Annotated in this window: 28 protein-coding genes; 19 read left to right on the forward strand and 9 right to left on the reverse strand. The window is 59.2% G+C overall.

Features of this window, described 5'->3' with window-relative positions:
* Position 1: 1 nt before the first annotated feature.
* The 3 genes from hflC to I6G83_RS08745 all read left to right on the forward strand — a co-directional run bounded on the left by hflC (position 2) and on the right by I6G83_RS08745 (position 2,666).
* Positions 2-1,006: a protease modulator HflC gene (gene hflC, locus I6G83_RS08735; protein WP_015344296.1), complete on the forward strand. Its 1,005-nt coding sequence runs from the start codon at positions 2-4 to the stop codon at positions 1,004-1,006.
* Between the two features lie 62 nt (positions 1,007-1,068).
* Positions 1,069-1,269: a DUF2065 domain-containing protein gene (locus I6G83_RS08740; protein WP_054306977.1), complete on the forward strand. Its 201-nt coding sequence runs from the start codon at positions 1,069-1,071 to the stop codon at positions 1,267-1,269.
* A gap of 98 nt (positions 1,270-1,367) precedes the next feature.
* Positions 1,368-2,666, forward strand: a complete 1,299-nt coding sequence (locus I6G83_RS08745; RefSeq protein WP_015344298.1) for an adenylosuccinate synthase — start codon at positions 1,368-1,370, stop codon at positions 2,664-2,666.
* Here the strand turns inward: I6G83_RS08745 and I6G83_RS08750 are convergent.
* Positions 2,611-2,904 (reverse strand): hypothetical protein, encoded by a 294-nt coding sequence (locus I6G83_RS08750; RefSeq protein ID WP_128144111.1) that lies wholly within the window; start codon positions 2,902-2,904, stop codon positions 2,611-2,613. The genes I6G83_RS08745 and I6G83_RS08750 overlap by 56 nt on opposite strands.
* A 73-nt stretch (positions 2,905-2,977) precedes the next feature.
* On the opposite strand from I6G83_RS08750, the gene nsrR reads away from it, so the two are divergent.
* The 7 genes from nsrR to I6G83_RS08785 all read left to right on the forward strand — a co-directional run bounded on the left by nsrR (position 2,978) and on the right by I6G83_RS08785 (position 10,827).
* Positions 2,978-3,403, forward strand: coding sequence for a nitric oxide-sensing transcriptional repressor NsrR (gene nsrR, locus I6G83_RS08755; RefSeq protein WP_054306986.1), 426 nt, complete (start codon positions 2,978-2,980; stop codon positions 3,401-3,403).
* Between the two features lie 59 nt (positions 3,404-3,462).
* Positions 3,463-5,934, forward strand: a complete 2,472-nt coding sequence (rnr, locus tag I6G83_RS08760) for a ribonuclease R (RefSeq protein ID WP_054306976.1) — start codon at positions 3,463-3,465, stop codon at positions 5,932-5,934.
* A gap of 60 nt (positions 5,935-5,994) precedes the next feature.
* Positions 5,995-6,726 carry a 23S rRNA (guanosine(2251)-2'-O)-methyltransferase RlmB gene (gene rlmB / locus I6G83_RS08765; protein WP_015344301.1) on the forward strand — a complete coding sequence of 244 codons (732 nt, stop codon included), beginning with the start codon at positions 5,995-5,997 and terminating at the stop codon, positions 6,724-6,726.
* Positions 6,727-6,854: 128 nt separating this feature from the next.
* Positions 6,855-8,483: an isovaleryl-CoA dehydrogenase gene (locus tag I6G83_RS08770; RefSeq protein ID WP_054306975.1), complete on the forward strand. Its 1,629-nt coding sequence runs from the start codon at positions 6,855-6,857 to the stop codon at positions 8,481-8,483.
* An 84-nt stretch (positions 8,484-8,567) separates the two neighbouring features.
* Positions 8,568-8,966 carry a DUF350 domain-containing protein gene (locus I6G83_RS08775; RefSeq protein ID WP_015344303.1) on the forward strand — a complete coding sequence of 133 codons (399 nt, stop codon included), beginning with the start codon at positions 8,568-8,570 and terminating at the stop codon, positions 8,964-8,966.
* 29 nt (positions 8,967-8,995) lie between these two features.
* Positions 8,996-9,631: a DUF1190 domain-containing protein gene (locus I6G83_RS08780; protein WP_054306974.1), complete on the forward strand. Its 636-nt coding sequence runs from the start codon at positions 8,996-8,998 to the stop codon at positions 9,629-9,631.
* Positions 9,632-9,633: 2 nt separating this feature from the next.
* Complete coding sequence (locus I6G83_RS08785) at positions 9,634-10,827, forward strand: glutathionylspermidine synthase family protein (protein WP_054306973.1); 1,194 nt, start codon at positions 9,634-9,636, stop codon at positions 10,825-10,827.
* On the opposite strand, the gene bsmA is transcribed toward I6G83_RS08785, so the two are convergent.
* Positions 10,824-11,135, reverse strand: a complete 312-nt coding sequence (gene bsmA, locus I6G83_RS08790) for a biofilm peroxide resistance protein BsmA (protein ID WP_015344304.1) — start codon at positions 11,133-11,135, stop codon at positions 10,824-10,826. The genes I6G83_RS08785 and bsmA overlap by 4 nt on opposite strands.
* Before the next feature lie 133 nt (positions 11,136-11,268).
* Between bsmA and yjfP the strand changes: the two genes are divergently transcribed.
* A complete protein-coding gene (gene yjfP, locus I6G83_RS08795; RefSeq protein WP_054306972.1) occupies positions 11,269-12,021 on the forward strand; it encodes an esterase in 753 nt (250 codons plus the stop codon).
* 95 nt (positions 12,022-12,116) lie between these two features.
* Here yjfP and I6G83_RS08800 read toward each other — a convergent pair whose 3' ends face one another.
* Both I6G83_RS08800 and I6G83_RS08805 read right to left on the reverse strand, forming a co-directional pair.
* Positions 12,117-12,383: a YdgH/BhsA/McbA family protein gene (locus tag I6G83_RS08800; protein WP_054306971.1), complete on the reverse strand. Its 267-nt coding sequence runs from the start codon at positions 12,381-12,383 to the stop codon at positions 12,117-12,119.
* 82 nt (positions 12,384-12,465) lie between these two features.
* Positions 12,466-12,735, reverse strand: a complete 270-nt coding sequence (locus I6G83_RS08805) for a hypothetical protein (RefSeq protein WP_161805792.1) — start codon at positions 12,733-12,735, stop codon at positions 12,466-12,468.
* An 88-nt stretch (positions 12,736-12,823) separates the two neighbouring features.
* Between I6G83_RS08805 and rpsF the strand changes: the two genes are divergently transcribed.
* The 5 genes from rpsF (at position 12,824) to I6G83_RS08830 (ending at position 14,732) form a co-directional block, all read left to right on the forward strand.
* Positions 12,824-13,222: a 30S ribosomal protein S6 gene (gene rpsF / locus I6G83_RS08810; protein ID WP_015344307.1), complete on the forward strand. Its 399-nt coding sequence runs from the start codon at positions 12,824-12,826 to the stop codon at positions 13,220-13,222.
* 8 nt (positions 13,223-13,230) lie between these two features.
* Entirely contained in the window at positions 13,231-13,548 is a 318-nt protein-coding gene (gene priB / locus I6G83_RS08815; protein ID WP_015344308.1) for a primosomal replication protein N, read from the forward strand.
* Between the two features lie 4 nt (positions 13,549-13,552).
* Positions 13,553-13,780 (forward strand): 30S ribosomal protein S18, encoded by a 228-nt coding sequence (gene rpsR, locus I6G83_RS08820; protein WP_000135199.1) that lies wholly within the window; start codon positions 13,553-13,555, stop codon positions 13,778-13,780.
* Between the two features lie 39 nt (positions 13,781-13,819).
* A complete protein-coding gene (gene rplI, locus I6G83_RS08825) occupies positions 13,820-14,272 on the forward strand; it encodes a 50S ribosomal protein L9 (RefSeq protein WP_015670575.1) in 453 nt (150 codons plus the stop codon).
* 103 nt (positions 14,273-14,375) lie between these two features.
* The gene (locus tag I6G83_RS08830) at positions 14,376-14,732 is read left to right on the forward strand and encodes a DUF488 domain-containing protein (RefSeq protein WP_054306970.1); all 357 of its coding nucleotides are present in this window, start codon (positions 14,376-14,378) and stop codon (positions 14,730-14,732) included.
* On the opposite strand, the gene I6G83_RS08835 is transcribed toward I6G83_RS08830, so the two are convergent.
* Positions 14,729-15,376, reverse strand: coding sequence for an OapA family protein (locus I6G83_RS08835; RefSeq protein WP_054306969.1), 648 nt, complete (start codon positions 15,374-15,376; stop codon positions 14,729-14,731). The two genes, I6G83_RS08830 and I6G83_RS08835, sit on opposite strands and share 4 nt — an antisense overlap.
* A 265-nt stretch (positions 15,377-15,641) precedes the next feature.
* Between I6G83_RS08835 and fklB the strand changes: the two genes are divergently transcribed.
* On the forward strand, positions 15,642-16,262 hold the full coding sequence (fklB, locus tag I6G83_RS08840) for an FKBP-type peptidyl-prolyl cis-trans isomerase (RefSeq protein ID WP_015670578.1): 621 nt from the start codon (positions 15,642-15,644) through the stop codon (positions 16,260-16,262).
* Positions 16,263-16,307: 45 nt separating this feature from the next.
* On the opposite strand, the gene I6G83_RS08845 is transcribed toward fklB, so the two are convergent.
* The gene (locus I6G83_RS08845) at positions 16,308-18,278 is read right to left on the reverse strand and encodes a bifunctional 2',3'-cyclic-nucleotide 2'-phosphodiesterase/3'-nucleotidase (RefSeq protein WP_054306968.1); all 1,971 of its coding nucleotides are present in this window, start codon (positions 18,276-18,278) and stop codon (positions 16,308-16,310) included.
* Positions 18,279-18,552: 274 nt separating this feature from the next.
* Here I6G83_RS08845 and cysQ point away from each other — a divergent pair, with 274 nt between their 5' ends.
* Entirely contained in the window at positions 18,553-19,293 is a 741-nt protein-coding gene (cysQ, locus tag I6G83_RS08850; protein ID WP_054306985.1) for a 3'(2'),5'-bisphosphate nucleotidase CysQ, read from the forward strand.
* A gap of 4 nt (positions 19,294-19,297) precedes the next feature.
* Here the strand turns inward: cysQ and I6G83_RS08855 are convergent, their stop codons facing one another.
* Positions 19,298-19,852 carry a YtfJ family protein gene (locus I6G83_RS08855; RefSeq protein WP_015670581.1) on the reverse strand — a complete coding sequence of 185 codons (555 nt, stop codon included), beginning with the start codon at positions 19,850-19,852 and terminating at the stop codon, positions 19,298-19,300.
* Between the two features lie 327 nt (positions 19,853-20,179).
* Here I6G83_RS08855 and I6G83_RS08860 point away from each other — a divergent pair, with 327 nt between their 5' ends.
* Positions 20,180-20,386 carry a DUF1107 domain-containing protein gene (locus tag I6G83_RS08860; RefSeq protein ID WP_015670582.1) on the forward strand — a complete coding sequence of 69 codons (207 nt, stop codon included), beginning with the start codon at positions 20,180-20,182 and terminating at the stop codon, positions 20,384-20,386.
* Positions 20,387-20,488: 102 nt separating this feature from the next.
* On the opposite strand, the gene I6G83_RS08865 is transcribed toward I6G83_RS08860, so the two are convergent.
* Together I6G83_RS08865 and msrA are read right to left on the reverse strand one after the other, a co-directional pair.
* A complete protein-coding gene (locus I6G83_RS08865) occupies positions 20,489-21,820 on the reverse strand; it encodes a hemolysin family protein (protein WP_015670583.1) in 1,332 nt (443 codons plus the stop codon).
* 185 nt (positions 21,821-22,005) lie between these two features.
* Positions 22,006-22,644: a peptide-methionine (S)-S-oxide reductase MsrA gene (gene msrA / locus I6G83_RS08870; protein WP_054306967.1), complete on the reverse strand. Its 639-nt coding sequence runs from the start codon at positions 22,642-22,644 to the stop codon at positions 22,006-22,008.
* Positions 22,645-22,812: the final 168 nt, after the last annotated feature.

Raw genomic sequence — 22,812 nt, forward strand, 5'->3', positions numbered from 1 at the left:
AATGCGTAAGTCTTTTGTAGTTATCCTCCTCGTGGTGCTGGTAGCGCTTTATGCTTCACTGTTTGTGGTGCAGGAAGGCCAGCGCGGCATCGTTCTGCGCTTCGGCAAGGTACTGCGCGATGACGAAAACAAACCGCTGATTTATGCGCCGGGCCTGCACTTCAAGATCCCGTTTATTGAATCGGTGAAAAACCTGGATGCGCGCATTCAGACCATGGAGAACCAGGCCGATCGCTTCGTGACCAGCGAGAAGAAAGACCTGATCGTCGACTCCTACCTGAAGTGGCGCATCAGCGACTTCAGCCGCTACTATCTGGCGACCGGCGGCGGCGACGTCTCCCAGGCCGAGGTGCTGCTGAAGCGTAAGTTCAGTGACCGTCTGCGTTCTGAAATCGGTCGTCTGGATGTGAAAGACATCGTGACCGACTCGCGCGGCAAGCTGATGTCCGACGTGCGTGACGCGCTGAACACCGGTACGCTGAACAACGGCGAAGAGATGCCGAAGACCGAAGCCGATGACGCTATCGCCTCTGCGGCGGCGCGCGTTGAGCGGGAAACCACCGGCAAACAGCCGCAGGTGAACCCGAACAGCATGGCGGCGTTGGGTATTGAAGTGGTCGACGTGCGTATCAAGCAGATCAACCTGCCGGTGGAAGTCTCCGACGCGATTTACCAGCGTATGCGTGCGGAACGTGAAGCGGTAGCGCGTCGTCTGCGTTCGCAGGGCCAGGAAGAAGCAGAGAAGCTGCGCGCCAGCGCGGACTACGAGGTGACGCGTACGTTGGCGGAAGCCGAGCGTCAGGCGCGTATCACCCGCGGTGAAGGGGATGCCGAAGCGGCCAAGCTGTTCGCCAACGCGTTCAGCCAGGATCCTAACTTCTATGCCTTTATCCGTAGCCTGCGTGCGTATGAAGCCAGCTTCAAAGAGAACCAGGACGTGATGGTGCTCAGTCCGGACAGCGATTTCTTCCGCTATATGAAATCGCCGGATTCATCGCGTAAATAAGGCGTTAAGACAGTGACCGGGGGTCCGTGTTAGCACGGGCCCCTTCTTTTTTGGGGTAAGGCATGAATGCAACAATTTGGCTGGCGTTAGGTTTGGTTCTGGTGCTTGAGGGGCTGGGGCCGATGCTGTTCCCGCGCGCCTGGCGTAAAATGATCTTGACGATCTCGCAGTTGCCGGACGCCACGCTGCGTCGTTTCGGCGGTGGAATAGTGGTTGCCGGCATCGTGATCTACTATATGTTGAGCATGCGCCTTGGTGGCTGAAGTTTAGCCGAAAAATTACGCAATCGTATGCGAAAAGTGCTGAAACTCAGAAATTACGGTGCTAGAATCCATTTTTAAGCAATCGGTGATTTTGAAAAATGGGTAAGAACGTCGTCGTACTGGGCACCCAATGGGGTGACGAAGGTAAGGGCAAGGTCGTAGACCTGCTGACTGAACGGGCTAAATATGTTGTGCGCTACCAAGGTGGCCATAACGCTGGCCACACTCTGGTTATCAACGGTGAAAAAACCGTTCTTCATTTGATTCCCTCTGGCATCCTGCGTGAAAACGTCACCAGCATCATCGGCAACGGTGTTGTACTGGCTCCTGACGCGCTGATGAAAGAGATGGGCGAACTTGAAGCGCGCGGCGTCCCGGTACGCGAGCGTCTGTTGTTGTCCGAAGCCTGTCCGCTGATCCTGCCTTATCACGTTGCGCTGGACGTGGCCCGTGAAAAAGCGCGCGGCGCGAAAGCCATCGGCACCACCGGTCGCGGCATTGGCCCGGCTTACGAAGATAAAGTCGCCCGCCGCGGTCTGCGCGTTGGCGATCTGTTCGATAAAGAATCTTTCGCGGTTAAGCTGAAAGAGATCGTCGAATACCACAACTTCCAGTTGGTTAACTACTACAAAGCCGAGCCGGTCGACTTCCAGTCTACGCTGGACTACGTGATGTCCATCGCCGACATCCTGACCGCGATGGTGGTTGACGTTTCCGAACTGCTGGACGGCGCGCGCAAGCGTGGCGACCTGATCATGTTCGAAGGCGCGCAGGGTACGCTGCTGGATATCGACCACGGTACTTATCCGTACGTGACCTCGTCCAACACCACCGCCGGCGGCGTGGCCACCGGTTCCGGCATTGGCCCGCGTTATGTCGACTATGTGCTGGGCATCGTGAAAGCCTACTCGACCCGCGTTGGTGCAGGTCCGTTCCCGACCGAACTGTTTGACGAAACCGGCGAGTACCTGTGCAAGCAGGGCAACGAATTCGGCGCCACCACCGGCCGTCGTCGTCGTACCGGCTGGCTGGATGCGGTTGCCGTGCGTCGTGCGGTGCAGATCAACTCCCTGTCCGGCTTCTGCCTGACCAAGCTGGACGTGCTGGACGGCCTGAAAGAAGTGAAAATCTGCGTGGGCTATCGTATGCCGGACGGCCGCGAAATGACCACCACGCCGCTGGCTGCCGAAGGTTGGGAAGGTATCGAACCGATCTACGAAAGCATGCCGGGCTGGAGCGAAACCACCTTTGGCGTGAAAGAGTACAGCAAACTGCCGCAGGCGGCGCTGAACTACATCAAGCGTCTTGAAGAGCTGACCGGCGTACCGGTAGACATTATCTCTACCGGCCCGGACCGTAGCGAAACCATGGTTCTGCGCGACCCGTTCGACGCATAATCGGTTTTTCTGCATCAAACAAGCCGGGCTGAGTCCCGGTTTGTTTTTTTCCGGCTTGCGCTCTGTTGGCTGTGCCCGCATCGCTGAACGGCGTCAGCGCAGCGCGCATGACGTTGAGGATCGCGGTTATTCCCTCCCTCTTGCGGTTTCCCGTCAAAAACACCGTCACCGTTCCGTCATAAAGTGTTTCATGCGCTAAATAATTAGCGGCAAACTCGCCGGCTGGTTTATTATCCAATAGCAATCTTTTGAAAAATGCCGAAAAGCGGCACATCAAACGCAAACGGGCTCTATCGCGCCCAGAGGTAAACGTGCAGTTAACAAGTTTTACTGATTATGGCCTGCGGGCGCTGATTTATCTGGCATCGCTCCCGAAGGATAAAATGACCAGCATTTCGGAAGTGACCGAGGTGTATGGCGTATCCCGCAACCATATGGTGAAAATAATTAACCAGTTGAGCCGTATTGGCCTGGTCACGGCCGTACGCGGTAAAAATGGCGGCATCCGGTTGGGCAAACCGGCTGAAACCATTCGTCTTGGCGACGTGGTGCGGGCGCTGGAACCGCTCGCCCTGGTTAACTGCAGCAGCGATTTTTGCCACATCACCCCAGCCTGCCGACTGAAGCAGGTACTGCATAAAGGGGTACAGAATTTCCTTGAAGAGTTGGATAACTACACTTTGGCCGATATGGTTGAAGATAATCCGCCGCTCTACAAGCTATTGCTTGTCGAATAAAACGTCGTTGAGAAGACAAGGCTCAGCGACATCCTGCTGATGACAACGGAGGAACCGCAATGTCACAAGATCCATTCTTGGAACGAGAAGCAGAAAAATACGAATCCCCAATCCCGAGCCGCGAATTCATCCTTGCCCATTTGGCCAAGCGTGAGACGCCGGCCAGCCGCGAAGAGCTGGCGAAAGAACTGAACCTGACCAGCGATGAACATCTGGAGGCGCTGCGTCGCCGCCTGCGCGCCATGGAGCGCGATGGCCAGCTGGTGTTTACCCGTCGCCAATGCTATGCGCTGCCCGAGCGTCTGGACCTGCTGCGCGGCACGGTTATCGGCCACCGCGACGGCTACGGCTTTTTACGCGTTGAAGGGCGTAAAGACGACCTGTATCTGTCCGCCGAGCAGATGAAAATGGCGATCCACGGCGACGTGGTGCTGGCGCAGCCCCTGGGCGCGGACCGCAAAGGGCGGCGCGAAGCCCGCATCGTGCGGGTGCTGGTGCCGAAAACCAGCCAGATTGTCGGCCGCTTCTTTATGGATGCCGGCACCGGTTTTGTGGTGCCTGACGACAGCCGTCTGAGCTTTGACATCCTGATCCCGAACGAGGCGGTAGCCGGCGCGCGCATGGGCTATATGGTGGTGGTGGAACTGACCCAGCGCCCGACGCGCCGTACCAAGGCGGTGGGGAAAATCGTCGAGATCCTCGGCGATAAAATGGGCACCAGCATGGCGGTGGATATCGCACTGCGCACCCATGAAATTCCGCATACCTGGCCGCCGCAGGTGGAGAAACAGGTGGCCGATCTCAGCGAACAGGTGCCGGAAGAGGCCAAACAGGGGCGCGTGGATCTGCGTAAGCTGCCGTTGGTCACCATCGACGGCGAAGACGCCCGCGACTTTGACGACGCGGTTTACTGCGAGAAAAAGCGCGGCGGCGGCTGGCGGCTGTGGGTAGCTATTGCCGACGTCAGCTACTATGTGCGCCCGGGCACCGCGCTGGATGACGAAGCGCGCAGCCGCGGCAACTCGGTCTACTTCCCGTCACAGGTGGTGCCGATGCTGCCGGAAGTGTTGTCCAACGGACTGTGCTCGCTGAACCCGCAGGTTGACCGTCTGTGCATGGTGTGTGAAATGACCATCTCCGCGCAGGGGCGTCTCTCCACCGCCAAGTTCTATGAGGCGGTGATGAGCTCCCACGCCCGTCTGACCTATACCAAGGTGTGGCACATTCTGCAGGGCGACCAGGAGCTGCGTGAGCAGTACCATCCGCTGGTCAAACACCTGCAGGAACTGCACAACATGTACAAGGTGCTGGATCAGGCGCGTGCCGATCGCGGCGGCATCGCGTTTGAGACCGAAGAGGCCAAGTTTATTTTCAATGCCGAACGCCGCATTGAACGCGTAGAGCCGACGGTGCGCAACGACGCGCACAAGCTGATCGAAGAGTGCATGATCCTGGCGAACATCGCCGCGGCGCGCTTTGTTGAGAAGCGTAACGAGCCGGCGCTGTTCCGCGTGCACGACCGTCCGAGCGACGATCACATCTCCGCGCTGCGCAGCGTGCTGGGTGAGCTGGGACTGACGCTGGGCGGCGGCAACAAGCCGCAGCCGAAAGATTACGCCACGCTGATGGATGAAGTGGCCGATCGTCCGGACCATGAAATGCTGCAGACCATGCTGCTGCGCTCCATGAAGCAGGCGATTTACGATCCGGAAAACCGCGGCCACTTCGGTTTGGCGCTGTCGTCGTACGGCCACTTCACCTCGCCGATCCGCCGTTATCCCGATCTGGCGCTGCACCGGGCGATTAAATACCAGCTGGCGAAAGAGCACGGCGAACCTCAGCACCGCTGGACGCCGACCGGCGGCTGGCACAGCGATCTCGACGAGATGCTGCAGCTGGGCCTGCACTGCTCAATGACCGAGCGCCGCGCCGATGAAGCCACGCGCGACGTGGCCGACTGGCTGAAGTGCGACTTTATGCAGGACCACGTCGGTGAGCAGTTTACCGGCATTATCGCCAGCGTGACCGGCTTCGGCTTCTTCGTCCGCCTGAACGACCTGTTTATCGACGGGCTGGTGCACGTATCGACGCTGGATAACGATTACTACCGCTACGATAATATCGGTCAGCGACTGATCGGCGAATCTTCCGGTACGGTGTATCGCCTGGGAGATACGGTGGAAATCCGCGTTGAGGCGGTGCATATGGATGAGCGCAAGATTGACTTCGCGCTGATTTCCAGCAGCCGTAAGCCGCGCGGCGAAGGTAAAACCGAACGCGAGCGGGCGAAGAAAGGCGGGCAGCGTACGCTGCGCGACGGCAATGGCAACGGCCGCAGACGTCGCGGCGGCAAAGCGCCGGCCAACTTTGAGCCGGACAGCGCCTTCCGCAAGGACGACGCCAAGCCGGCGGGCAAAGTGAAGAAAGACAAAAAGGCCAAGGCGAAGAAAGCCTCGGCCAAAACCAAGAAGATTGCCGCGGCCACCAAGGCCAAACGCGCCGGCAAGAAAAAAGGTGCGGAGCAGGGCTGACCTGCCGCACGGTAATTATCACCGGCCGACCGACGTCGGCCGCACGGTTAAAAGAGTATCATGAGCGAAATTATTTACGGTATCCACGCCGTTAAAGCCCTGTTGGAACGTGACCCGCAACGCTTCCTGGAAGTGTTTATCCTGAAAGGCCGCGACGACCGCCGTCTGCAGCCGCTGATCGCCGAGCTGGAAGCCACCGGCATTGTGATTCAGGTGGCGAACCGCCAGTGGCTGGATGACAAGGTGGAGGGCGCGGTGCACCAGGGGATCGTCGCCCGCGTGCGCGAAGGGCGTCAGTATCAGGAAAATGACCTGCCGGGGCTGCTGGAAAGCGTCGATACGCCGTTCCTGCTGATTCTGGACGGTGTGACCGACCCGCACAACCTCGGCGCCTGTCTGCGCAGCGCCGATGCCGCCGGCGTACATGCGGTGATCGTACCGCGCGATCGTTCCGCTCAGCTGAATGCGACGGCGAAAAAAGTGGCCTGCGGCGCGGCGGAAAGCGTACCGCTGATCCGCGTCACCAACCTGGCGCGCACCATGCGTCTGTTGCAGGAAATGAACGTGTGGATTGTCGGCACCGCCGGCGAAGCCGATCATACGCTGTATCAGAGTAAGCTGACCGGGCCGATGGCGCTGGTGATGGGCGCAGAGGGTGAAGGCATGCGCCGCCTGACGCGTGAACACTGCGATGAGCTGATCAGCATTCCGATGGCGGGCAGCGTGTCCTCGCTGAACGTGTCGGTCGCCACCGGCGTCTGTCTGTTCGAAGCGGTGCGCCAGCGCAGCTGATCCCTGCGGGCCCGGCATTGTCGGGCCTGCTGTTTTCCCGCCATTTTCCCATCCTGTGCGCCGCCCCGCGGCAGAAATCGTCACGTCTACCATACTGTTTGCTGAGGTCTTGAACAGGGAGCAGGTCTATGGTCTGGCATACGCACGACGTTTTTAATCAGCCCAAACCGCTGGGCAACAGCAACCTTTTTCTTTCCGATACGCCGCTGCGAGAGGCGGTGCAGCGCGAGCAGGCCGGCTGGGACAGCGAGGTGCTGGCTTCGCTGGGGCAGCAGCTGGGCACACAGGAGTCCTTGGAGCTCGGGCGGCTGGCCAACGCCAATCCGCCGGAGCTGCTGCGCTACGATGCCTGCGGCCAGCGGCTTGACGACGTTCGCTTTCATCCCGCCTGGCACATTCTGATGCAGGGGCTGGTGGCTAACCGGGTGCACAACCTGCCGTGGGAGGAGGAGGCGCGCGTCGGCTCTGTGGTCGCCCGCGCGGCGCGTTTTATGCTGCACGCGCAGGTGGAGGCCGGCACGCTGTGCCCCATCACCATGACGTACGGTGCGACCCCGCTGCTGCAGCGCACCCTGCCGGCGGCGTTCAGCGACTGGCTGCCGCCGCTGTTGTCCGACCGTTACGATGCTCATTTGCTGCCGGGAGCGCAGAAACGCGGCCTGCTGATCGGCATGGGCATGACGGAAAAACAGGGCGGCTCCGACGTGCTGAGCAACACCACCACGGCGACGCCGCTGGCCGGGCGCGGCAGCGGCGAGCTTTACCGCCTGGTGGGGCATAAATGGTTCTTCTCGGTGCCGCAGAGCGACGCGCACCTGGTGCTGGCGCAGACCGGCGGCGGGCTGTCCTGCTTTTTCCTGCCGCGCATTCTGCCCGACGGCACGCGCAACGCGGTGCGGCTGGAACGGCTGAAGGACAAGCTCGGCAACCGCTCCAACGCCAGCAGCGAAGTGGAGTTTCTTGACGCCAGCGCCTGGCTGCTGGGCGACGAGGGCGACGGCGTGCGGCAAATCCTCAAGATGGGCGCGCTGACCCGCTTTGACTGCGCGCTCGGCAGCCACGGTCTGATGCGTCGCGCGCTGTCGGTGGCGCTGTACCATGCCCATCAGCGCCAGGCCTTCGGCAAAACGCTGATCCAGCTGCCGCTGATGCGCCAGCAGCTGGCGCGCATGGCGTTGCGTCTGGAGGCGCAGGTCGCGGCGCTGATGCGGCTGGCGCACGCCTATGGCGACGCCGGCAGCCCGCTGTCGCAGGGGCTGAGCCGCATCATGACGTCGGCGGCGAAGTTTGAAGTCTGTCGTCAGGGCATCCCCTTTGTCGCCGAGGCGATGGAGGCGCTGGGCGGCATCGGCTACTGCGAAGAGAGCGAACTGCCGCGGCTGTATCGCGAGATGCCGGTCAACAGCATCTGGGAAGGCTCGGGCAATATCATGAGCCTGGACGTGCTGCGTGCCTGGACGAAAAGCAGCGCGGTGCAGGAGGCGGTGCTGCAGGAGTTGGGCGAGGTGAAGGGGCAGAACCGTCATTTCGACCGCCAGTGGCGACAGCTGATGCAGCAGCTGCGCAAGGGGCAGGAGGCGCAGGGGCGGAGCATGACGGCGCAGCTGTTCAACCTGTTTGCGGCGGCGCAGCTGTTGCGCAGCGCTGCACCGCCGGTGGCGGAAGCCTGGTGCCAGATGGCGCTGGACGCGCGCGGCGATCGCGTGCTGCCGGAGTCGCTGTGCGCATCGCTGCTTGACAGAGCGATGGGCGGCTAGGCATAAAGTAGCGCCGGCGTGAAACATTTTGTCACACGGTATCGACCCGTAACGGGATCACGACTCGCGTTCAGGAAGGATAATATGGATATCGTTAACGCACTGGCGGCGTTTGCCGCCTACTTTTTCAGTGGTTTTGCCATGGTGCTGGTGTTTTTGTTTATCTACACCCGCATCACGGCGCATGACGAATGGGCGCTGATTAAAGAGAACAATCAGTCCGCTGCGTTCGGCTTTGTCGGCGCCTGTCTGGGGTACGTGATTCCCCTGGCCAGCGCGGCGGTCAACTCGGTCAGCCTGCTGGATTACGTCATCTGGGGCGCCGTTGCGCTGGTGGTGCAGCTGCTGCTGTTCGCCGCGGTGAAGGTTTATATGCCGCGCATCAGTGATAAAATCGAAGCCAACCACCTGGCGGCGGGGATTTTCCTCGGCGGCGTCTCCATCAGCGGCGGCGTATTGAACGCGGCGTGCATGACATATTAATTGAGTAGTAAGAAGGGAAGGAACAGGCCATGGCCGGCAAACGGCGTGCGCGCAAGGCGCGCAACCCGCAGAGTACCCCCGCGTTCAAGCGTTATTCATCACCGACAACGCAGCGTAAGTCGCCAAAGTGGCTGACGCTGGTGTTGATGGGCAGCGCCGCCGGCGCGGTGTGGTACACCCTGAGAGACCCCGCCCCTGAGCAGGCGGTGATTTATCATTCGGTATCAGCCTGCGTGGATGCCGGCAATAGCCAGGCGGCCTGTCAGGGCAGCTACCAACAGGCGCAAAAGGCGTTGCGCCTTGGCAGCCTGGGGTTTAACCAGATAGACAGCTGTGAGGCCCACTACGGCGCTTATAACTGCACCTATGATTTACCGACGCAGCGGTTTATCCCGAGGATGGCGGGCTTTACGCTGGCGAAAGACTATCAGGATGATGACCGCGACACGTCTTCTTCCTCGTCCGGCGGTGGCTACTACGGCGGCGCGAGCTCAAGCTCGCGATCGCGTCCTTTCTTCCGTTCGCGCGATAGATTTAATGAGCTGCAGACGCCGGGGGATAGCGAGCGCTGGCACCTGAAAAGCACGGGTAACTATCAGCCGGCCTCGGCGCATACGGTATCGCGTGGCGGCTTTGGCGCCTCATCGCGCAGCTGGGGGGGCTGACGGTGCTACGCTTAGCGATGACGCCGCGGCGTAACCTGACAGACATCGCCGACCATTACGGTTTCCACTTTCATGTTATCGACGGTGAAGCCTATTGGGATGAGTCGCGCGCCTATCGTTTCACCCTGCAGCAGATCGAACAGGGGATTGAAGCGCCGACCGAAGAGCTGCACGCCATGTGTCTGGATCTGGTGGGCCGGGTGGTCGCGGACGACGCCTTGCTGACGCAATTGGCGATCCCCGAGCTTTACTGGGATGCCATTGCCGCCAGCTGGCGGCGGCAAGAGCCGTCGCTGTATGGCCGGATGGATTTTTCCTGGGGCGGCAACGGAGCGGTGAAACTGCTGGAGTATAACGCCGACACCCCGACCTCATTGTATGAAAGCGCGTTTTTCCAGTGGCTCTGGCTGAAGGATGCGGTGGCTGACGGGCGTATTCCGTCAGGCGCCGACCAGTTTAATTCACTGCAGGAGCAGCTGATCCAGCGTTTTGCGCTGTGGCGTAATGACGATCCGCTCTACTTTTGCTGTTGTCGTGACTCGCAAGAGGATCGCGGCACCGTACGTTATCTGGAGGACTGTGCGCGTCAGGCCGGGCTGGATACCCGTTTTCTGTATATGGAGGAAATTGGTCTCGGCGTTGGCGGCGTGTTTACCGATCTGCAGGATCGGACGCTGCGTCAGGCGTTCAAACTCTATCCGTGGGAATGGATGATGCGCGATGACTTTGGCCCTGCGCTGCGCGGCGGCCGTTCGCAATGGATTGAGCCGTTGTGGAAAAGCCTGTTGAGCAACAAGGGGATCCTGCCTTTGCTGTGGCGTTGGCACCGGGGCCATCCTAACCTGTTGCCGGCCTATTTTGCCGAGGAGGTGCAGCAGCCTGGATGGCGACTGGCGGATGAGATGGGCACGCAGTGGCGCGGGTTTGTGCGCAAGCCGCTGTATTCCCGTGAAGGCGCCAATGTGTCGCTGTTCAGCGATCGGGACGGGCTACGCTGTGAGGTGATGACCGACGGCGAATATGCGCAAGAAGCGCAGATTTGGCAGGCTAGTGCGCCGCTGCCGCGCTTTGGCGATGACTATACGCTGATCGGCAGCTGGCTGGTGGGCGATCGGGCGGCAGGCATCGGCCTGCGAGAGGATAATTCGCCGATCACCAAGGACAGTTCACGCTTTGTGCCGCATTTTATCGCCTAGCGGTACAAAATGGCCTGGGAGTACCACTGCCCGGGCACCACGGTTTCGCTGTTCATGATAATCAGGTAGTAACGGGCGCCGCTGGCGGAGGCTTTTTTCTGGATGGCCTCTTCCACGTTCATCGGGCTGCCGTGCACCAGTGCGCTGACGGTGGTCATTTTTTCCAGGCCGAAGGTCTGCGCGCGGGTGACCTCCTGCGCCTGCCCGGCAATCGGCGGCGGCGGCGGTTTGGGCGTGGTGGTCATCAGGCCGCAGCCGGATAACGCGGCCAGCAGCGTCAGCAGGGCGGCAGTACGCGTCAGAGTCATCATCGACCTCGCTATTTTCATCGCAGTCTCCCAAGTGTAATGCTTAAGCATAAGCTGGAACAGAATGAGCTAATGCCGACGGCGTTTTTTTGTCATGATAGAGCGGCTTGCGAAGCGATAAGGGGTTGAATGGATGGTCGAGTTATTTGACGAGCGCGTTGGGGATATCGCCGTGATTCATGCGGTGCCGGCCGGGCAATATGAACAGCCGTTGCCGACGGTGTTTTTCTACCACGGTTACTGCTCCTCGAAAGAAGTGTACGCCTACTTCGGCTATGCGCTGGCGAAGGCCGGGTTCCGCGTGATATTGCCGGACGCCGACCAGCATGGCGAACGCTATCATGGCGATGAGCCGCGGCGGCTGGCGCAGTTCTGGGAGATCCTCAAAAGTAATATCGATGAACTGCCGGCCTTGCGGACGCATTTCGCGCAGCGCGGGCTGATTGACGGCGCGCGCGTCGGCGTTGCCGGGGCGTCGATGGGCGGCATGACCACGCTGGGCGCGCTGACGCGCTATCCGTGGATCGCCGCGGCGGCCAGCCTGATGGGTTCAGGTTCGTTTTCTTCTCTGTCGCAAACGCTGTTTCCGCCGCTGGACAGCTTGGGGCAGCCGCTGCCTGAGGCGCAGCATGCCGCCCGCCTGGCGCCGCTGGCGGATGATGCCCTGGAGCAGCAGTGGGATAAGCTGGGCGAGCGTCCGCTGCTGCTGTGGCACGGCGAGGCCGATGACGTGGTGCCGGCGGCGGAGAGCCTGCGCCTGGCGCAGGTATTGCGCGAGCGCGGCCTGGGGGCGCGGTTGACGCTGGCGCTTGAGGCGGGCGTGAAGCACCGCATTACGCCGGCGGCGCTGGACGCCTGCGTGAGGTTCTTCCGCGCGACGCTATAAAAAAAGCCCCCTGCAAGCAGGGGGCGTTGGGTTGGATCACCGTTTTAGACTGCCGCTTTTGGCTGCGGCTTGGTTCCCTGGCGTTGATCGTTCGGTTAACGGTACAGCTCGGCGCTGACGTGAATCGACGCGTTGCTGCCCGGCTCATGCAGGGCGATGACGCGATAGGCGCCGGCGCCGCGCCGTTCGGCGATTTGCCTGACCTGCGCATCGGCGTCATCGGGAGACACCACGTTGCGGTTCAGGGTGATAAAGCCGATGCTCTGGCGCTGTGACGCCTGTTGGGCGTCGATCTCTTCTGCGGCCATCGCGCCGCTGGAAAGCAGTAATGCGGCAAGCATGGCGAGAGTGGCGTGTTTCATAAAGCCTCGCTTAACCTTTGTCCCGGTCGGTCCGGCAGCGATGATCGTGGGGCAAAAAGTTATTTGTCTGTCTTGAATAACCTTAAATCTGTTCGTCGCGCTGTCTACGGCGGATACGTTTAATTCTAGTCCGTTCTCGCAGATAAAAAAGCGCAGCTATTTGATGGGGTTTTTCAAAAAATATGAACAAGTCGCCGCACTTGATGATGATTTTATTGAAAGATTCCCGCCGTGTGCGCCCGTTGCCGGTCGTGACAAATCGTGCGCTTTGGCCTTGAGCGCCGTCCGGCGGCGAATAAATCCCACTCTCTCCTTGAGTTTCCGCCCCGGCGCCAGTATGATTACGCGTCATTTTTCAGCCGCACACAAACACGTTCCTTGCTTCCATGGGCCGCGGTTGACCCTGACAGGAGGCTGAATAATCCGTAAGGAGCAATTCGATGCGTCATTACGAAATCGTTTTTATGGTCCATCCTGACCAAAGCGAACAGGTTCCGGGCATGATCGAGCGTTACAGTGCTACCATCACTAACGCGCAAGGTCAGATTCACCGTCTGGAAGACTGGGGCCGCCGTCAACTGGCTTACCCGATCAACAAACTGCACAAAGCTCACTACGTTCTGCTGAACGTTGAAGCTCCGCAGGAAGCGATCGATGAGCTGGAAACTAACTTCCGCTTCAACGACGCCGTTATCCGCAGCATGGTTATGCGCGTTAAGCACGCGGTAACTGAAGCCTCTCCAATGGTTAAAGCGAAAGACGAACGTCGTGGCGATCGCCGCGAAGAGTTCTCTAACGAAACCACTGAAGAAGCAGATGCTGGGGATTCTGAAGAGTAATTGCCGCCGTGACGACTAATCGTCTGGTTTTGTCTGGCACGCTGTGCAAGCAACCGGTGCGAAAGGTAAGTCCTTCCGGCATTCCCCACTGCCAGTTTGTGCTTGAGCACAGATCGACGCAGACAGAAGCCGGATTCAGCAGACAAGCATGGTGCCGCATGCCCGTGGTTGTCAGCGGACAACAGTCACAAGCACTGACTCAAAGATTAACGGTCGGCAGTCAGGTTACCGTTCAAGGTTTTGTTAGCTGCCATCAAGGGCGCAACGGCCTGAACAAATTGGTCCTGCATGCCGAGCAGATTGAATTGATAGATTCTGGAGACTAGCCAAATGGCACGTTATTTCCGTCGTCGCAAGTTCTGCCGTTTCACCGCGGAAGGCGTTCAAGAGATTGACTATAAAGACATCGCTACGCTGAAAAACTACATCACTGAAAGTGGTAAAATTGTCCCGAGCCGTATCACCGGTACTCGTGCCAAATATCAGCGCCAGCTCGCCCGTGCTATCAAGCGCGCGCGCTACCTGTCTTTGTTGCCGTACACTGATCGTCATCAGTAATCGGCCACTGTCCATTAACGACTTTGAGAGGATAAGGTAATGCAAGTTATTCTGCTTGATAAAGTAGCAAACCTGGGCAGCCTGGGTGATCAAGTTAACGTTAAAGCGGGCTACGCCCGTAACTTCCTGGTACCACAGGGCAAAGCTGTTCCTGCTACCAAGAAAAACGTAGAGTTCTTCGAAGCACGCCGTGCTGAACTGGAAGCCAAACTGGCTGACGTTCTGGCTGCTGCCGAAGCGCGCGCAACCAAGATCAACGAACTGGCTACAGTTACCATCGAGTCTAAAGCAGGCGACGAAGGTAAACTGTTCGGCTCTATCGGCACCCGCGACATCGCTGACGCAGTTACCGCTGCCGGCGTTGAAGTTGCCAAGAGCGAAGTTCGCCTGCCGAACGGCGTTCTGCGTACCACTGGTGAGCACGAAGTGCACTTCCAGGTACACAGCGACGTGTTCGCACAGCTGAATGTAGTTGTGGTTGCTGTCGCTTAATCGCGAGAGTTACCCGAGCAAAACGCCAGCCTTGTGCTGGCGTTTTGCTTTTCTGCCGCCGGCAAAATGCGTTATGGTGCCAGAGAACGACAAGGAGGCAACGATGACGCAAATCCGGTTACAGCGTGTGTATGACTTCAGCGGCCCGGTGCCGCACTGTTTTCTGATTGACCGGCTGTGGCCGCGCGGTATCAGCAAGCAGCGGCTGGAAGGCGTGGCGTGGTTGAAAGAGGTAGCGCCCAGCGGTGAACTGCGCCAGTGGTTCCACCATCATACCGACCAGTGGGAGGCGTTTGTCGCGCGCTACCGGCAGGAGCTGGCGGCAGGCGATGCCTGGCAGCCGCTGGCGGCGCTGTTGCGGCAGGGCGAGAGCCTGACCCTGCTGTACGGCAGCAAGGACACGCAGCACAACCAGGGCGTTGTACTGCGTGATTTTCTTCTGGAACAGCTGCCGGCTTAGCGCTGGCGACGATAGCCGCCGTCGGCCTGACGACGGAAGGTGACCTGGCGATTGTCGAGCGTGGTGACCGACAGCGCGATAATGACGCCGTTGGCGTCCCGTTCGATACGCACTTCCTGCCCGGCTTTCAGATTGCTCAGCGGCTTATCATTACCTTCCACCTGCGCCATGGCGAACACTTCATTAACCGGCAGGCTATTGTCGCGGAACAGCTGCGCCAGCGTCTGGCCGGGCTGAATGTGATAACGCTGCCACTGCCCGCCCGGATCCGAGGCGTCGGTAACCGGCTGGGCATCGGTTTGCTGCGCGCTTGGCGACTCCAGATGGCCCGGGCGCTCATCGCGATCCGGTGAATAGGGCCACAGCAGCGACAGCAGCAGTATGGCGCCGAAGATGATGACCCAGCGGCGGTGGAAATAGGGCAAAGGCTCCAGCCAGCCGAAGCCGTCCGGCAGATGCCAGATTTTCAACAGTAGCGCTTTGATCCCCTGTCCCTGACCGCCTGTCGGCTGCTGCGAGTCCGCCTCCGCGGGCGTCTGTCGCGGTGCGCCGAACGGCAGGCGCTGGCTGACACGCTGCCAGACGCGTTGCAACGAGCGGTGGGCGCGGGTGGTTTTCCTTCTCCTGGGCGCGATTCTGCCCATGGTGACCTCTCTTCAACGGCGTAAATTGCCACAGTACCAAATAGTGTGCCGACGGTCCGATGACCCGCTTTCAGTATAGTCCGCTAACTGTTTGATGTGAAAGGCAGCGGCGTTATTGTACGGCGGGGGCGGCAATGGGCATTAACAGAAGGTTATTGTTTCTTTTTCTACGGGAAAAGTCATCATTCTCGACACAAGATTTTACCCGGCTTTCCGGCGCTGTTATGCTGCGCCTTCGACTTTTTACAGACTTAAGGAAAACCCCATGACAACCCCTTCTTTTGACAGCGTTGAAGCGCAAGCAAGCTACGGGATTGGTTTACAGGTCGGCCAGCAACTGCAGGAATCCGGTCTGGAAGGTTTACAACCGGACGCTCTGCTGGCAGGTCTGCGTGACGCGCTGGAAGGGAATGCCCCGGCGGTTCCCGTTGACGTCGTACATCGCGCGCTGCGTGAAATCCACGAACGTGCGGATGCCGTACGTCGTGAGCGTCAGCAGGCGATGGCGGTAGAAGGCCAGAAATTCCTGGAAGAAAACGCCAAGCGTGATGATGTGACGCTGACCGAATCCGGCCTGCAGTTCTCCGTGCTGCAGCAGGGCAACGGCCCAATTCCGTCTCGTCAGGACCGCGTGCGCGTACACTACACCGGCCGCCTGATTAACGGCGACGTGTTCGACAGCTCCGTTGAGCGCGGCCAGCCGGCCGAGTTCCCGGTTACCGGCGTGATTGCCGGCTGGATCGAAGCCCTGACGCTGATGCCGGTTGGCTCTAAATGGCAGCTGTATATCCCGCACAACCTGGCCTACGGCGAGCGTGGCGCAGGCGCTGCTATCCCACCGTTCAGCGCGCTGGTGTTTGAGGTTGAACTGCTGGAAATCCTGTAAACGGGATTGACGAAACGGGGCGCCAGATGGCGCCCCGTTTGTTATTTAGCGTGCCGCGTCGGCGGGCGGCGTTTGCAGATCGACCTGATAAATCGCAAAGCCGATGCGGTCGTTGCCGAGCGGCTTCAGCGGGTAGCGGGCGCTTTGCCGGATAAACGCCGCGGCCTTGTCGCTTGGCGAGGTTTCGAAACGGATATCCAGCGGCTGGGCGGCGTCGATATTGGCCAGACGCCAGTTATTGTCCGCCTGCGGATGCACCGCCCCGTGCTTTTTGCTCTCTGCGCCGATATAGGCCGCCAGTACGGCGCGGTTCTCGTCCGGCGAGGCAAAGGCGATGTGTTTGTCGCCGGTGCCGGCAAATTTACCGCCGTAGGCGCGGTAGTTGTTGGTGGCCACCAGGAAGGTGGCGTGCGGATCGATCGGTTTGCCGTTGAAGGTCAGCTGTTTAATCCGCTCCGCTTTATCATTGATTAACTGACATTCGCCGTCGTAGCGCGCCGGCTGGCTGACGTCGATTTGGTAGCTGACGCCGTCGATCACGTCGAAGTTATAGGTACGGAAGCCGTCCCAGTTAATCAGGCTCTGCGGCTTACTGCTGTTGACGTCGATGCGGTTAAACTGCCCAGCGGAGCACTCCAGCCACTCCTTCACGTCCTGACCGCTGGCTTTGACCACCACCAGCGTATTGGGGTAGAGATACAGATCGGCCGCGTTGCGGAAGGTCAGCTGCCCTTTTTCCACTTCCACAAAGCTGGCCGGATCGTTTTTACGGCCGCCGACCTTGAACGGCGCGGCGGCGGACAGCACCGGCAGATCCGCCAGATCCGGATCGCCCTGAATGTAATGCTCCACATAGGCTTTCTGCGCGTTGTTGACGATCTGCACCGTCGGGTCGTCCTGCACCAGCGCCAGATAGCTGTACATATTGCCGTCGGATTTGCCGATAGGCTGGCTGACGAATTCGCGGGTGCCCTTATGGTCGTCGGCCAGCGCTTTTACCAGATCGGCGTTTTCCGCCGCCAGCGAGCGCTTGGCGACGCTGTCATAAATCGGTCGCGCCTCCGCTTTGGCGTGAGTGACCGCCCAGCGGCCGCCGTCGTTGCTGAGCTGCAAATCCACCACCCCGAGGTGATCGCCCCACTGGCCCGGCATCACCGCCGGCACGCCGTTCAGCAGGCCCTGCTCAATATCGGCGCCTTTGATGGCGGCAAAGTCTTGGCTGGGGAAGACCGCGTGGGCGTGGCCGAACATAATGGCGTCGATGCCCGGCACCTGGCTGAGGTAGTAGACCGAGTTTTCCGCCATCGCTTTATACGGCTCGCTGGAGAGGCCGGAGTGGGGAATGGCGATCACCAGGTCGGCCCCTTGCTGACGCATTTCCGGCACGTAGCGCTTGGCGGTGGCGGTAATATCGTTGACCGTGACTTTGCCCTGCAGGTTGGCCTTGTCCCATACCATAATCTGCGGCGGGACGAAGCCGATGTAGCCGATGCGCAGCGTGTGCGCCTTGCCGTCGCGGTCTTTTACCGGCGTATCGACGATAATATACGGGGTGAACAGCGGTTTCTGAGTTTTGCTGTCGATGACGTTGGCGTTCACGTAGGGGAATTTAGCGCCGGCGAGGGCGTTTTGCAGGTAGTCGAGGCCGTAATTGAACTCGTGGTTGCCGATATTGCCCACCACGTAATCCAGCCGGTTCAGCGCCTTGTAGACCGGGTGAACGTCGCCCTGGTGCAGGCCTTTGGCCGCCATATAGTCCGCCATCGGGCTGCCCTGAATGATATCGCCGTTATCGACCAGCACGCTGTTGACCGCCTGCCCGCGCGCCTGCTGGATCAGACTGGCGGTGCGCACCAGGCCAAATTTTTCGGTGGGTTTATCTTTATAGTAATCGAAGTCCATCATGTTGCCGTGCAGGTCGGTGGTTTCCAGCACGCGCAGGTCAACCGTTGCCGCCTGCGCGCCGGCGGCGATCAGCAGGGCGAGGGCGGATAATGCCAGCGGACGTTTCATCATTATTGGTGTTCTCCATGCCATGAGGTTTTTTGGCGCCTTCCTGGAGGGAAGCCGCAAAGAACGATGTAATTATGCTTACTTGCCATCAGAAAACGTGAAGTGTGGCAGAAAATCCCGGTTGGCACAGCGGGAAAGCTCACAATTGCGGGCCGGCAAACTTGAATTATTTCCTGACGTTAACACGCCGGGATGGATATTCCGGGCAAAAAAAACTAGTCTGCTAGCATAAGGTTGCGGGAGATTTCCCACGGAATTGTTTGATCTGAGGTGAATGATGTTAGAACAAATTTGCCAGCTTTCCCGCGAGGCGGGCGCAGCAATTATGGCGGTCTATCACGGCGAACAGCCGCTTGACGCCGCGGTGAAAAAAGACGATTCACCGGTTACCGCCGCCGATTTGGCGGCCCATGGCATCATCAAGGCGGGCCTGGCGGCGTTGACGCCGGAGATTCCGCTGCTGTCGGAAGAGGATCCGCCGACGTGGGAAGAGCGTCGGAACTGGACGCGTTACTGGCTGGTGGACCCGCTCGACGGCACCAAAGAGTTCCTGCAGCGTAACGGCGAGTTTACCGTCAATATTGCGCTGATTGAGGATGGCCAGGCGGTGATGGGCGTGGTGTATGCGCCGGCGCTGGACGTGCTGTACCTGGCGGAACGCGGCAAGGCGTGGAAAGAAGAAAAAGGCCAGCGTCAGTCGATCCACGTGATGGAGGGGCAGCCGCCGTTGGTGGTGGTCAGCCGTTCACACAGCGATGATGAGCTGAAGGACTATCTGAAGCAGCTGGGCGTGCACCAAACCATCTCGGTCGGCTCGTCGCTGAAGTTCTGCCTGGTGGCGGAAGGCAAAGCGCAGCTGTATCCGCGCTTCGGACCGACCAATATCTGGGATACCGCCGCAGGGCATGCGGTGGCGGTCGCTGCCGGGGCGCAAATTCACGACTGGCAAGGCAAGCCGCTGCTTTATACGCCGCGTGAATCTTTCCTCAACCCCGGCTTCCGCGTGTCGCTGTTCTGATCGGTTAGCGCAGCATCTGGTGCAGCATGTTCATCACCTGCTGCACTTCTTCTTCCGTCAGCTTGCCGTCTTTGGCGAACTTCACCCGCCCCTGATCGTCCAGCACGATAATCGCCGAGCCGTTGCTCTGCAGATCCCAGGCCTTCTTCACGCTGCCCTTGTTGTCGACGATAAACTGCGACCACGGGAACTCTTTCTTGCTGTCCTCAATGCTGCTGCGCACAAACATGCCGGTGCCGACGATGGCGTCGTCAATGTTGATGATTGTCGTCGTTTGGTAACGATCGCGTGGTAGCTTGGCGTCCTTGATGGCTTCAATCAATGGATCGTTCATGTCCTTGGCGGAGCTGCGGCCGGCAATATGCTGAATTACCCGCACTTTTCCGCTGAGCTTGCCGCTGCTCCATTTTTCGTAGCTAAAGTCGCCGTTCGCGTAGTTTAGCTCGCCGCGGTCCGTGACGCTGACCGGCGCGACGCGCTGTAACAGTTGAAAGTTGTGCGCTGAGGCCAACAGGGGGGCGAACAGCAGGGACATAATTAGCATGCTACTCTTTTTCATGCGTGCTCCTTGTTATGGGGGATAGTGCGAACAGTCTCCGCGGCCTAAAGCTTAGGTGGTGATCGGAGGTCTGTCCTGTTAGCGCGATCTCAGTTTTCCCTATCGGTCTCTAACGCCTTTAATTTGAAGGGATATTCTGAATATGTCGTAAATCATCATATACAAATCTGTCAACAAGTGTAAAACCAGTGAAGACATCCAGGCGAAAGTGAACAAAATGGTCTTAACTAGGTCTACACCACTGCAATCAATTGCGTTCTTTGATAAGAAACCGCCCGATTAGCGGTTCGCATGAACGCCTGGTCCAACGGAGGAGCACAGAACAAAATGAGAATCTTCCAGCGTTATAACCCTTTGAAAATTGCCAAATATGTGAAGACCCTGTTCCGCGGACGTTTATATATTAAGGACGTTGGCGCATTTGAATTCGACAAAGGCCGGATCCTGGTGCCGAAAGTCCGCGACAAGCGTCATCTCAGCGTGATGTCTGAAGTTAATCGGCAAGTGCTGCTTTTGCAATCCGAAATGGGTTAAAACGTTGTTAAAGCTGCAGCCTGAGCGCTGCCGCACTAACGGCGTACAGAAACAAGCGCGGCCCCAAACGGGGCCGCTGATGTTTTATCTTCTCATGGCGCGTCAGGCCGGCAGGTTATCATCCGCCGCCTTCGGCAGCACCGCCGCCGGCTTATCGCTCAGCTTGGTGACCAGCAGCTGGTCGATTTTGTAGCTGTCGATATCGACCACTTCGAACTTGTAGCCGGCGTATTTGACGAAGTCGGTGCGTTTCGGGATCTTGCGCAGCATATACATCATAAAGCCGCCGATGGTTTCATAGTTGCCCGCCTGCGGGAACTCATCGATATCCAGTACGCGCATCACGTCGTCGATCGGCGTGCCGCCCTCAATCAGCCATGAATTTTCGTCGCGGGCGACGATCTGCTCTTCCTGGCCCTGTCCCACCAGATCGCCCATCAGGGTGGTCATCACGTCGTTGAGCGTAATAATCCCCACCACCAGCGCATACTCGTTCAGGATCACCGCAAAGTCTTCACCGGCCGCCTTAAAGCTTTCCAGCGCCTCAGACAGCGTCAGGGTGTCCGGTACGATCAGCGCAGAGCGGATCTGCACGCCGCTGCTCAGCACCAGGCTCTGGTTGCCCAGCACGCGGTTCAGCAGGTCTTTGGAATCGACGTAGCCCACCACCTGGTCGATATGACCGTCGCACACCAGGAATTTGGAGTGCGGATGGGTGGAGACTTTCTCTTTGATGCTTTCTTCGCTCTCGCGCAGATCAAAATAGACCACGCTTTCACGCGAGGTCATTGAGGAGGGCACGGTGCGCGACTCCAGCTCGAACACGTTCTCAATCAGCTCATGTTCCTGCTTGCGCAGCACGCCGGCCAGCGCGCCGGCTTCCACCACGGCGTAGATATCGTCAGAGGTGATGTCGTCTTTACGCACCATCGGCAGCTTAAACAGGCGGAAAATCAGGTTCGCCATACCGTTAAACAGCCAGACCAGCGGGCGGAAGATCATGATCGAGAAACGCATCGGGTTGATGATCCGGACGGCGACCGCCTCTGGTGCAATCATACCGATGCGCTTCGGGGTGAGATCCGCGAACAGGATAAACAGGCTGGTGACCAGCACGAACGAGCAGATAAAGCTGAGCTGCTGCGACAGTTCCGGCGACAGGAAGCGATCGAACAGCACCTGGAAGCTGGGGGAGAACGCCGCATCGCCGACGATACCGCCCAAAATGGCGACGGCGTTAAGACCGATTTGCACCACGGTAAAGAACAGGCCGGGGGTTTCCTGCAGTTTCAGCACCTTGGCGGCGTTGACGTTGCCTTCATCTGCCATCAGCTTCAGCTTAATCTTGCGCGAGGCAGCCAGAGATATTTCCGATACAGAGAAGAAGGCGCTCACTGCGATCAGAAAGAGAATCAGTAAAATACTGTTTAACATAATCTATCCATACGTGCCGACGGGATGACGGCGCTCTTGAGGAAGGGCAATACATTGTAAAAAAGAGTTGCCGGACGCGCTTTACCGCACCCGCTTTGCCACAGCAAAAAACAGGCCGCGTCTCTGCGGCCTGGATAGTATAGCAGCAGCCCGATAAGGCTCGCCAGTGGTTAAAAATTAACGCGTTAGCCCTGCGGCGGCAGGCAAACGCCAATGCCGCCCAGCCCGCAGTAGCCGCCCGGATTCTTTTCCAGATACTGTTGGTGGTCGTCTTCGGCGTAGTAGAACGGCGTGGCCGGGGCGATTTCGGTGGTGATGACGCGCTGGTCTCCCGCCGCGTCCATCGCCTGCTGGAAGCTGGCCAGGCTGCGTTCGGCGTCGGCCTGCTGCTCTGGCGTCAGGTAATAGATCGCAGAGCGGTACTGGGTACCGATATCGCCGCCCTGACGCATGCCCTGCGCCGGATCGTGGTTTTCCCAGAATACCTGCAGCAGCTGCGGATAGCTGATGACCTTCGGATCGAACACCACGCGCACCGCTTCAGCATGGCCGGTCTGGCCGGTGCACACTTCATGGTAGGCCGGATTCGGCGTGTAGCCGCCGGTGTAGCCGGCGGCGGTGCTGTAAACCCCCGGCTGTTGCCAGAACAGGCGTTCGACGCCCCAGAAGCAGCCCATGGCGAAGATCGCCACCTCCATGCCGGCCGGCACTTCTGTCATGGAGTGGCGGGTGACGACGTTGCGCGCGGCAACCGGCACCGGCGTGGCGCGTCCCGGCAGCGCGTTGGCCTGGTCGACCAGGCGAGATTTATCTGTATTTTGCACCGCGATTGACTCCTGTTGTCTTAATAAGAATTGGCCCAAGACGGCATTGCGCGAGTTGTAACTCGTCGCTTATTTGCCCACAATAAGGCCGATGTTGCGTTTATGTGTAAGCTTAACGCAGTCTTTTGAGCGCAAAAAGCCAAGAATACGTCCTGTTTATGCCATTTT

Source organism: Serratia rubidaea, assembly GCF_016026735.1.
In the GTDB taxonomy this organism is placed as follows: Bacteria; Pseudomonadota; Gammaproteobacteria; order Enterobacterales; family Enterobacteriaceae; genus Serratia_B; species Serratia_B rubidaea.

Excerpts from the sequence above, each read along its gene's own strand:
- I6G83_RS08780 (WP_054306974.1), top strand. The coding sequence starts at position 8,996 with ATGGCCGGCAAACGGCGTGCGCGCAAGGCGCGCAACCCGCAGAGTACC.
- rnr (WP_054306976.1), top strand. The coding sequence starts at position 3,463 with ATGTCACAAGATCCATTCTTGGAACGAGAAGCAGAAAAATACGAATCC.
- I6G83_RS08860 (WP_015670582.1), top strand. The coding sequence starts at position 20,180 with ATGAGAATCTTCCAGCGTTATAACCCTTTGAAAATTGCCAAATATGTG.
- I6G83_RS08775 (WP_015344303.1), top strand. The coding sequence starts at position 8,568 with ATGGATATCGTTAACGCACTGGCGGCGTTTGCCGCCTACTTTTTCAGT.
- rpsF (WP_015344307.1), top strand. The coding sequence starts at position 12,824 with ATGCGTCATTACGAAATCGTTTTTATGGTCCATCCTGACCAAAGCGAA.
- I6G83_RS08865 (WP_015670583.1), bottom strand. The coding sequence starts at position 21,820 with ATGTTAAACAGTATTTTACTGATTCTCTTTCTGATCGCAGTGAGCGCC.
- I6G83_RS08845 (WP_054306968.1), bottom strand. The coding sequence starts at position 18,278 with ATGATGAAACGTCCGCTGGCATTATCCGCCCTCGCCCTGCTGATCGCC.
- I6G83_RS08830 (WP_054306970.1), top strand. The coding sequence starts at position 14,376 with ATGACGCAAATCCGGTTACAGCGTGTGTATGACTTCAGCGGCCCGGTG.
- I6G83_RS08835 (WP_054306969.1), bottom strand. The coding sequence starts at position 15,376 with ATGGGCAGAATCGCGCCCAGGAGAAGGAAAACCACCCGCGCCCACCGC.
- fklB (WP_015670578.1), top strand. The coding sequence starts at position 15,642 with ATGACAACCCCTTCTTTTGACAGCGTTGAAGCGCAAGCAAGCTACGGG.
- cysQ (WP_054306985.1), top strand. The coding sequence starts at position 18,553 with ATGTTAGAACAAATTTGCCAGCTTTCCCGCGAGGCGGGCGCAGCAATT.
- yjfP (WP_054306972.1), top strand. The coding sequence starts at position 11,269 with ATGGTCGAGTTATTTGACGAGCGCGTTGGGGATATCGCCGTGATTCAT.
- I6G83_RS08770 (WP_054306975.1), top strand. The coding sequence starts at position 6,855 with ATGGTCTGGCATACGCACGACGTTTTTAATCAGCCCAAACCGCTGGGC.
- I6G83_RS08805 (WP_161805792.1), bottom strand. The coding sequence starts at position 12,735 with ATGACGCGTAATCATACTGGCGCCGGGGCGGAAACTCAAGGAGAGAGT.
- I6G83_RS08855 (WP_015670581.1), bottom strand. The coding sequence starts at position 19,852 with ATGAAAAAGAGTAGCATGCTAATTATGTCCCTGCTGTTCGCCCCCCTG.
- bsmA (WP_015344304.1), bottom strand. The coding sequence starts at position 11,135 with ATGACTCTGACGCGTACTGCCGCCCTGCTGACGCTGCTGGCCGCGTTA.
- rplI (WP_015670575.1), top strand. The coding sequence starts at position 13,820 with ATGCAAGTTATTCTGCTTGATAAAGTAGCAAACCTGGGCAGCCTGGGT.
- I6G83_RS08745 (WP_015344298.1), top strand. The coding sequence starts at position 1,368 with ATGGGTAAGAACGTCGTCGTACTGGGCACCCAATGGGGTGACGAAGGT.
- rpsR (WP_000135199.1), top strand. The coding sequence starts at position 13,553 with ATGGCACGTTATTTCCGTCGTCGCAAGTTCTGCCGTTTCACCGCGGAA.
- I6G83_RS08800 (WP_054306971.1), bottom strand. The coding sequence starts at position 12,383 with ATGAAACACGCCACTCTCGCCATGCTTGCCGCATTACTGCTTTCCAGC.
- rlmB (WP_015344301.1), top strand. The coding sequence starts at position 5,995 with ATGAGCGAAATTATTTACGGTATCCACGCCGTTAAAGCCCTGTTGGAA.
- I6G83_RS08740 (WP_054306977.1), top strand. The coding sequence starts at position 1,069 with ATGAATGCAACAATTTGGCTGGCGTTAGGTTTGGTTCTGGTGCTTGAG.
- hflC (WP_015344296.1), top strand. The coding sequence starts at position 2 with ATGCGTAAGTCTTTTGTAGTTATCCTCCTCGTGGTGCTGGTAGCGCTT.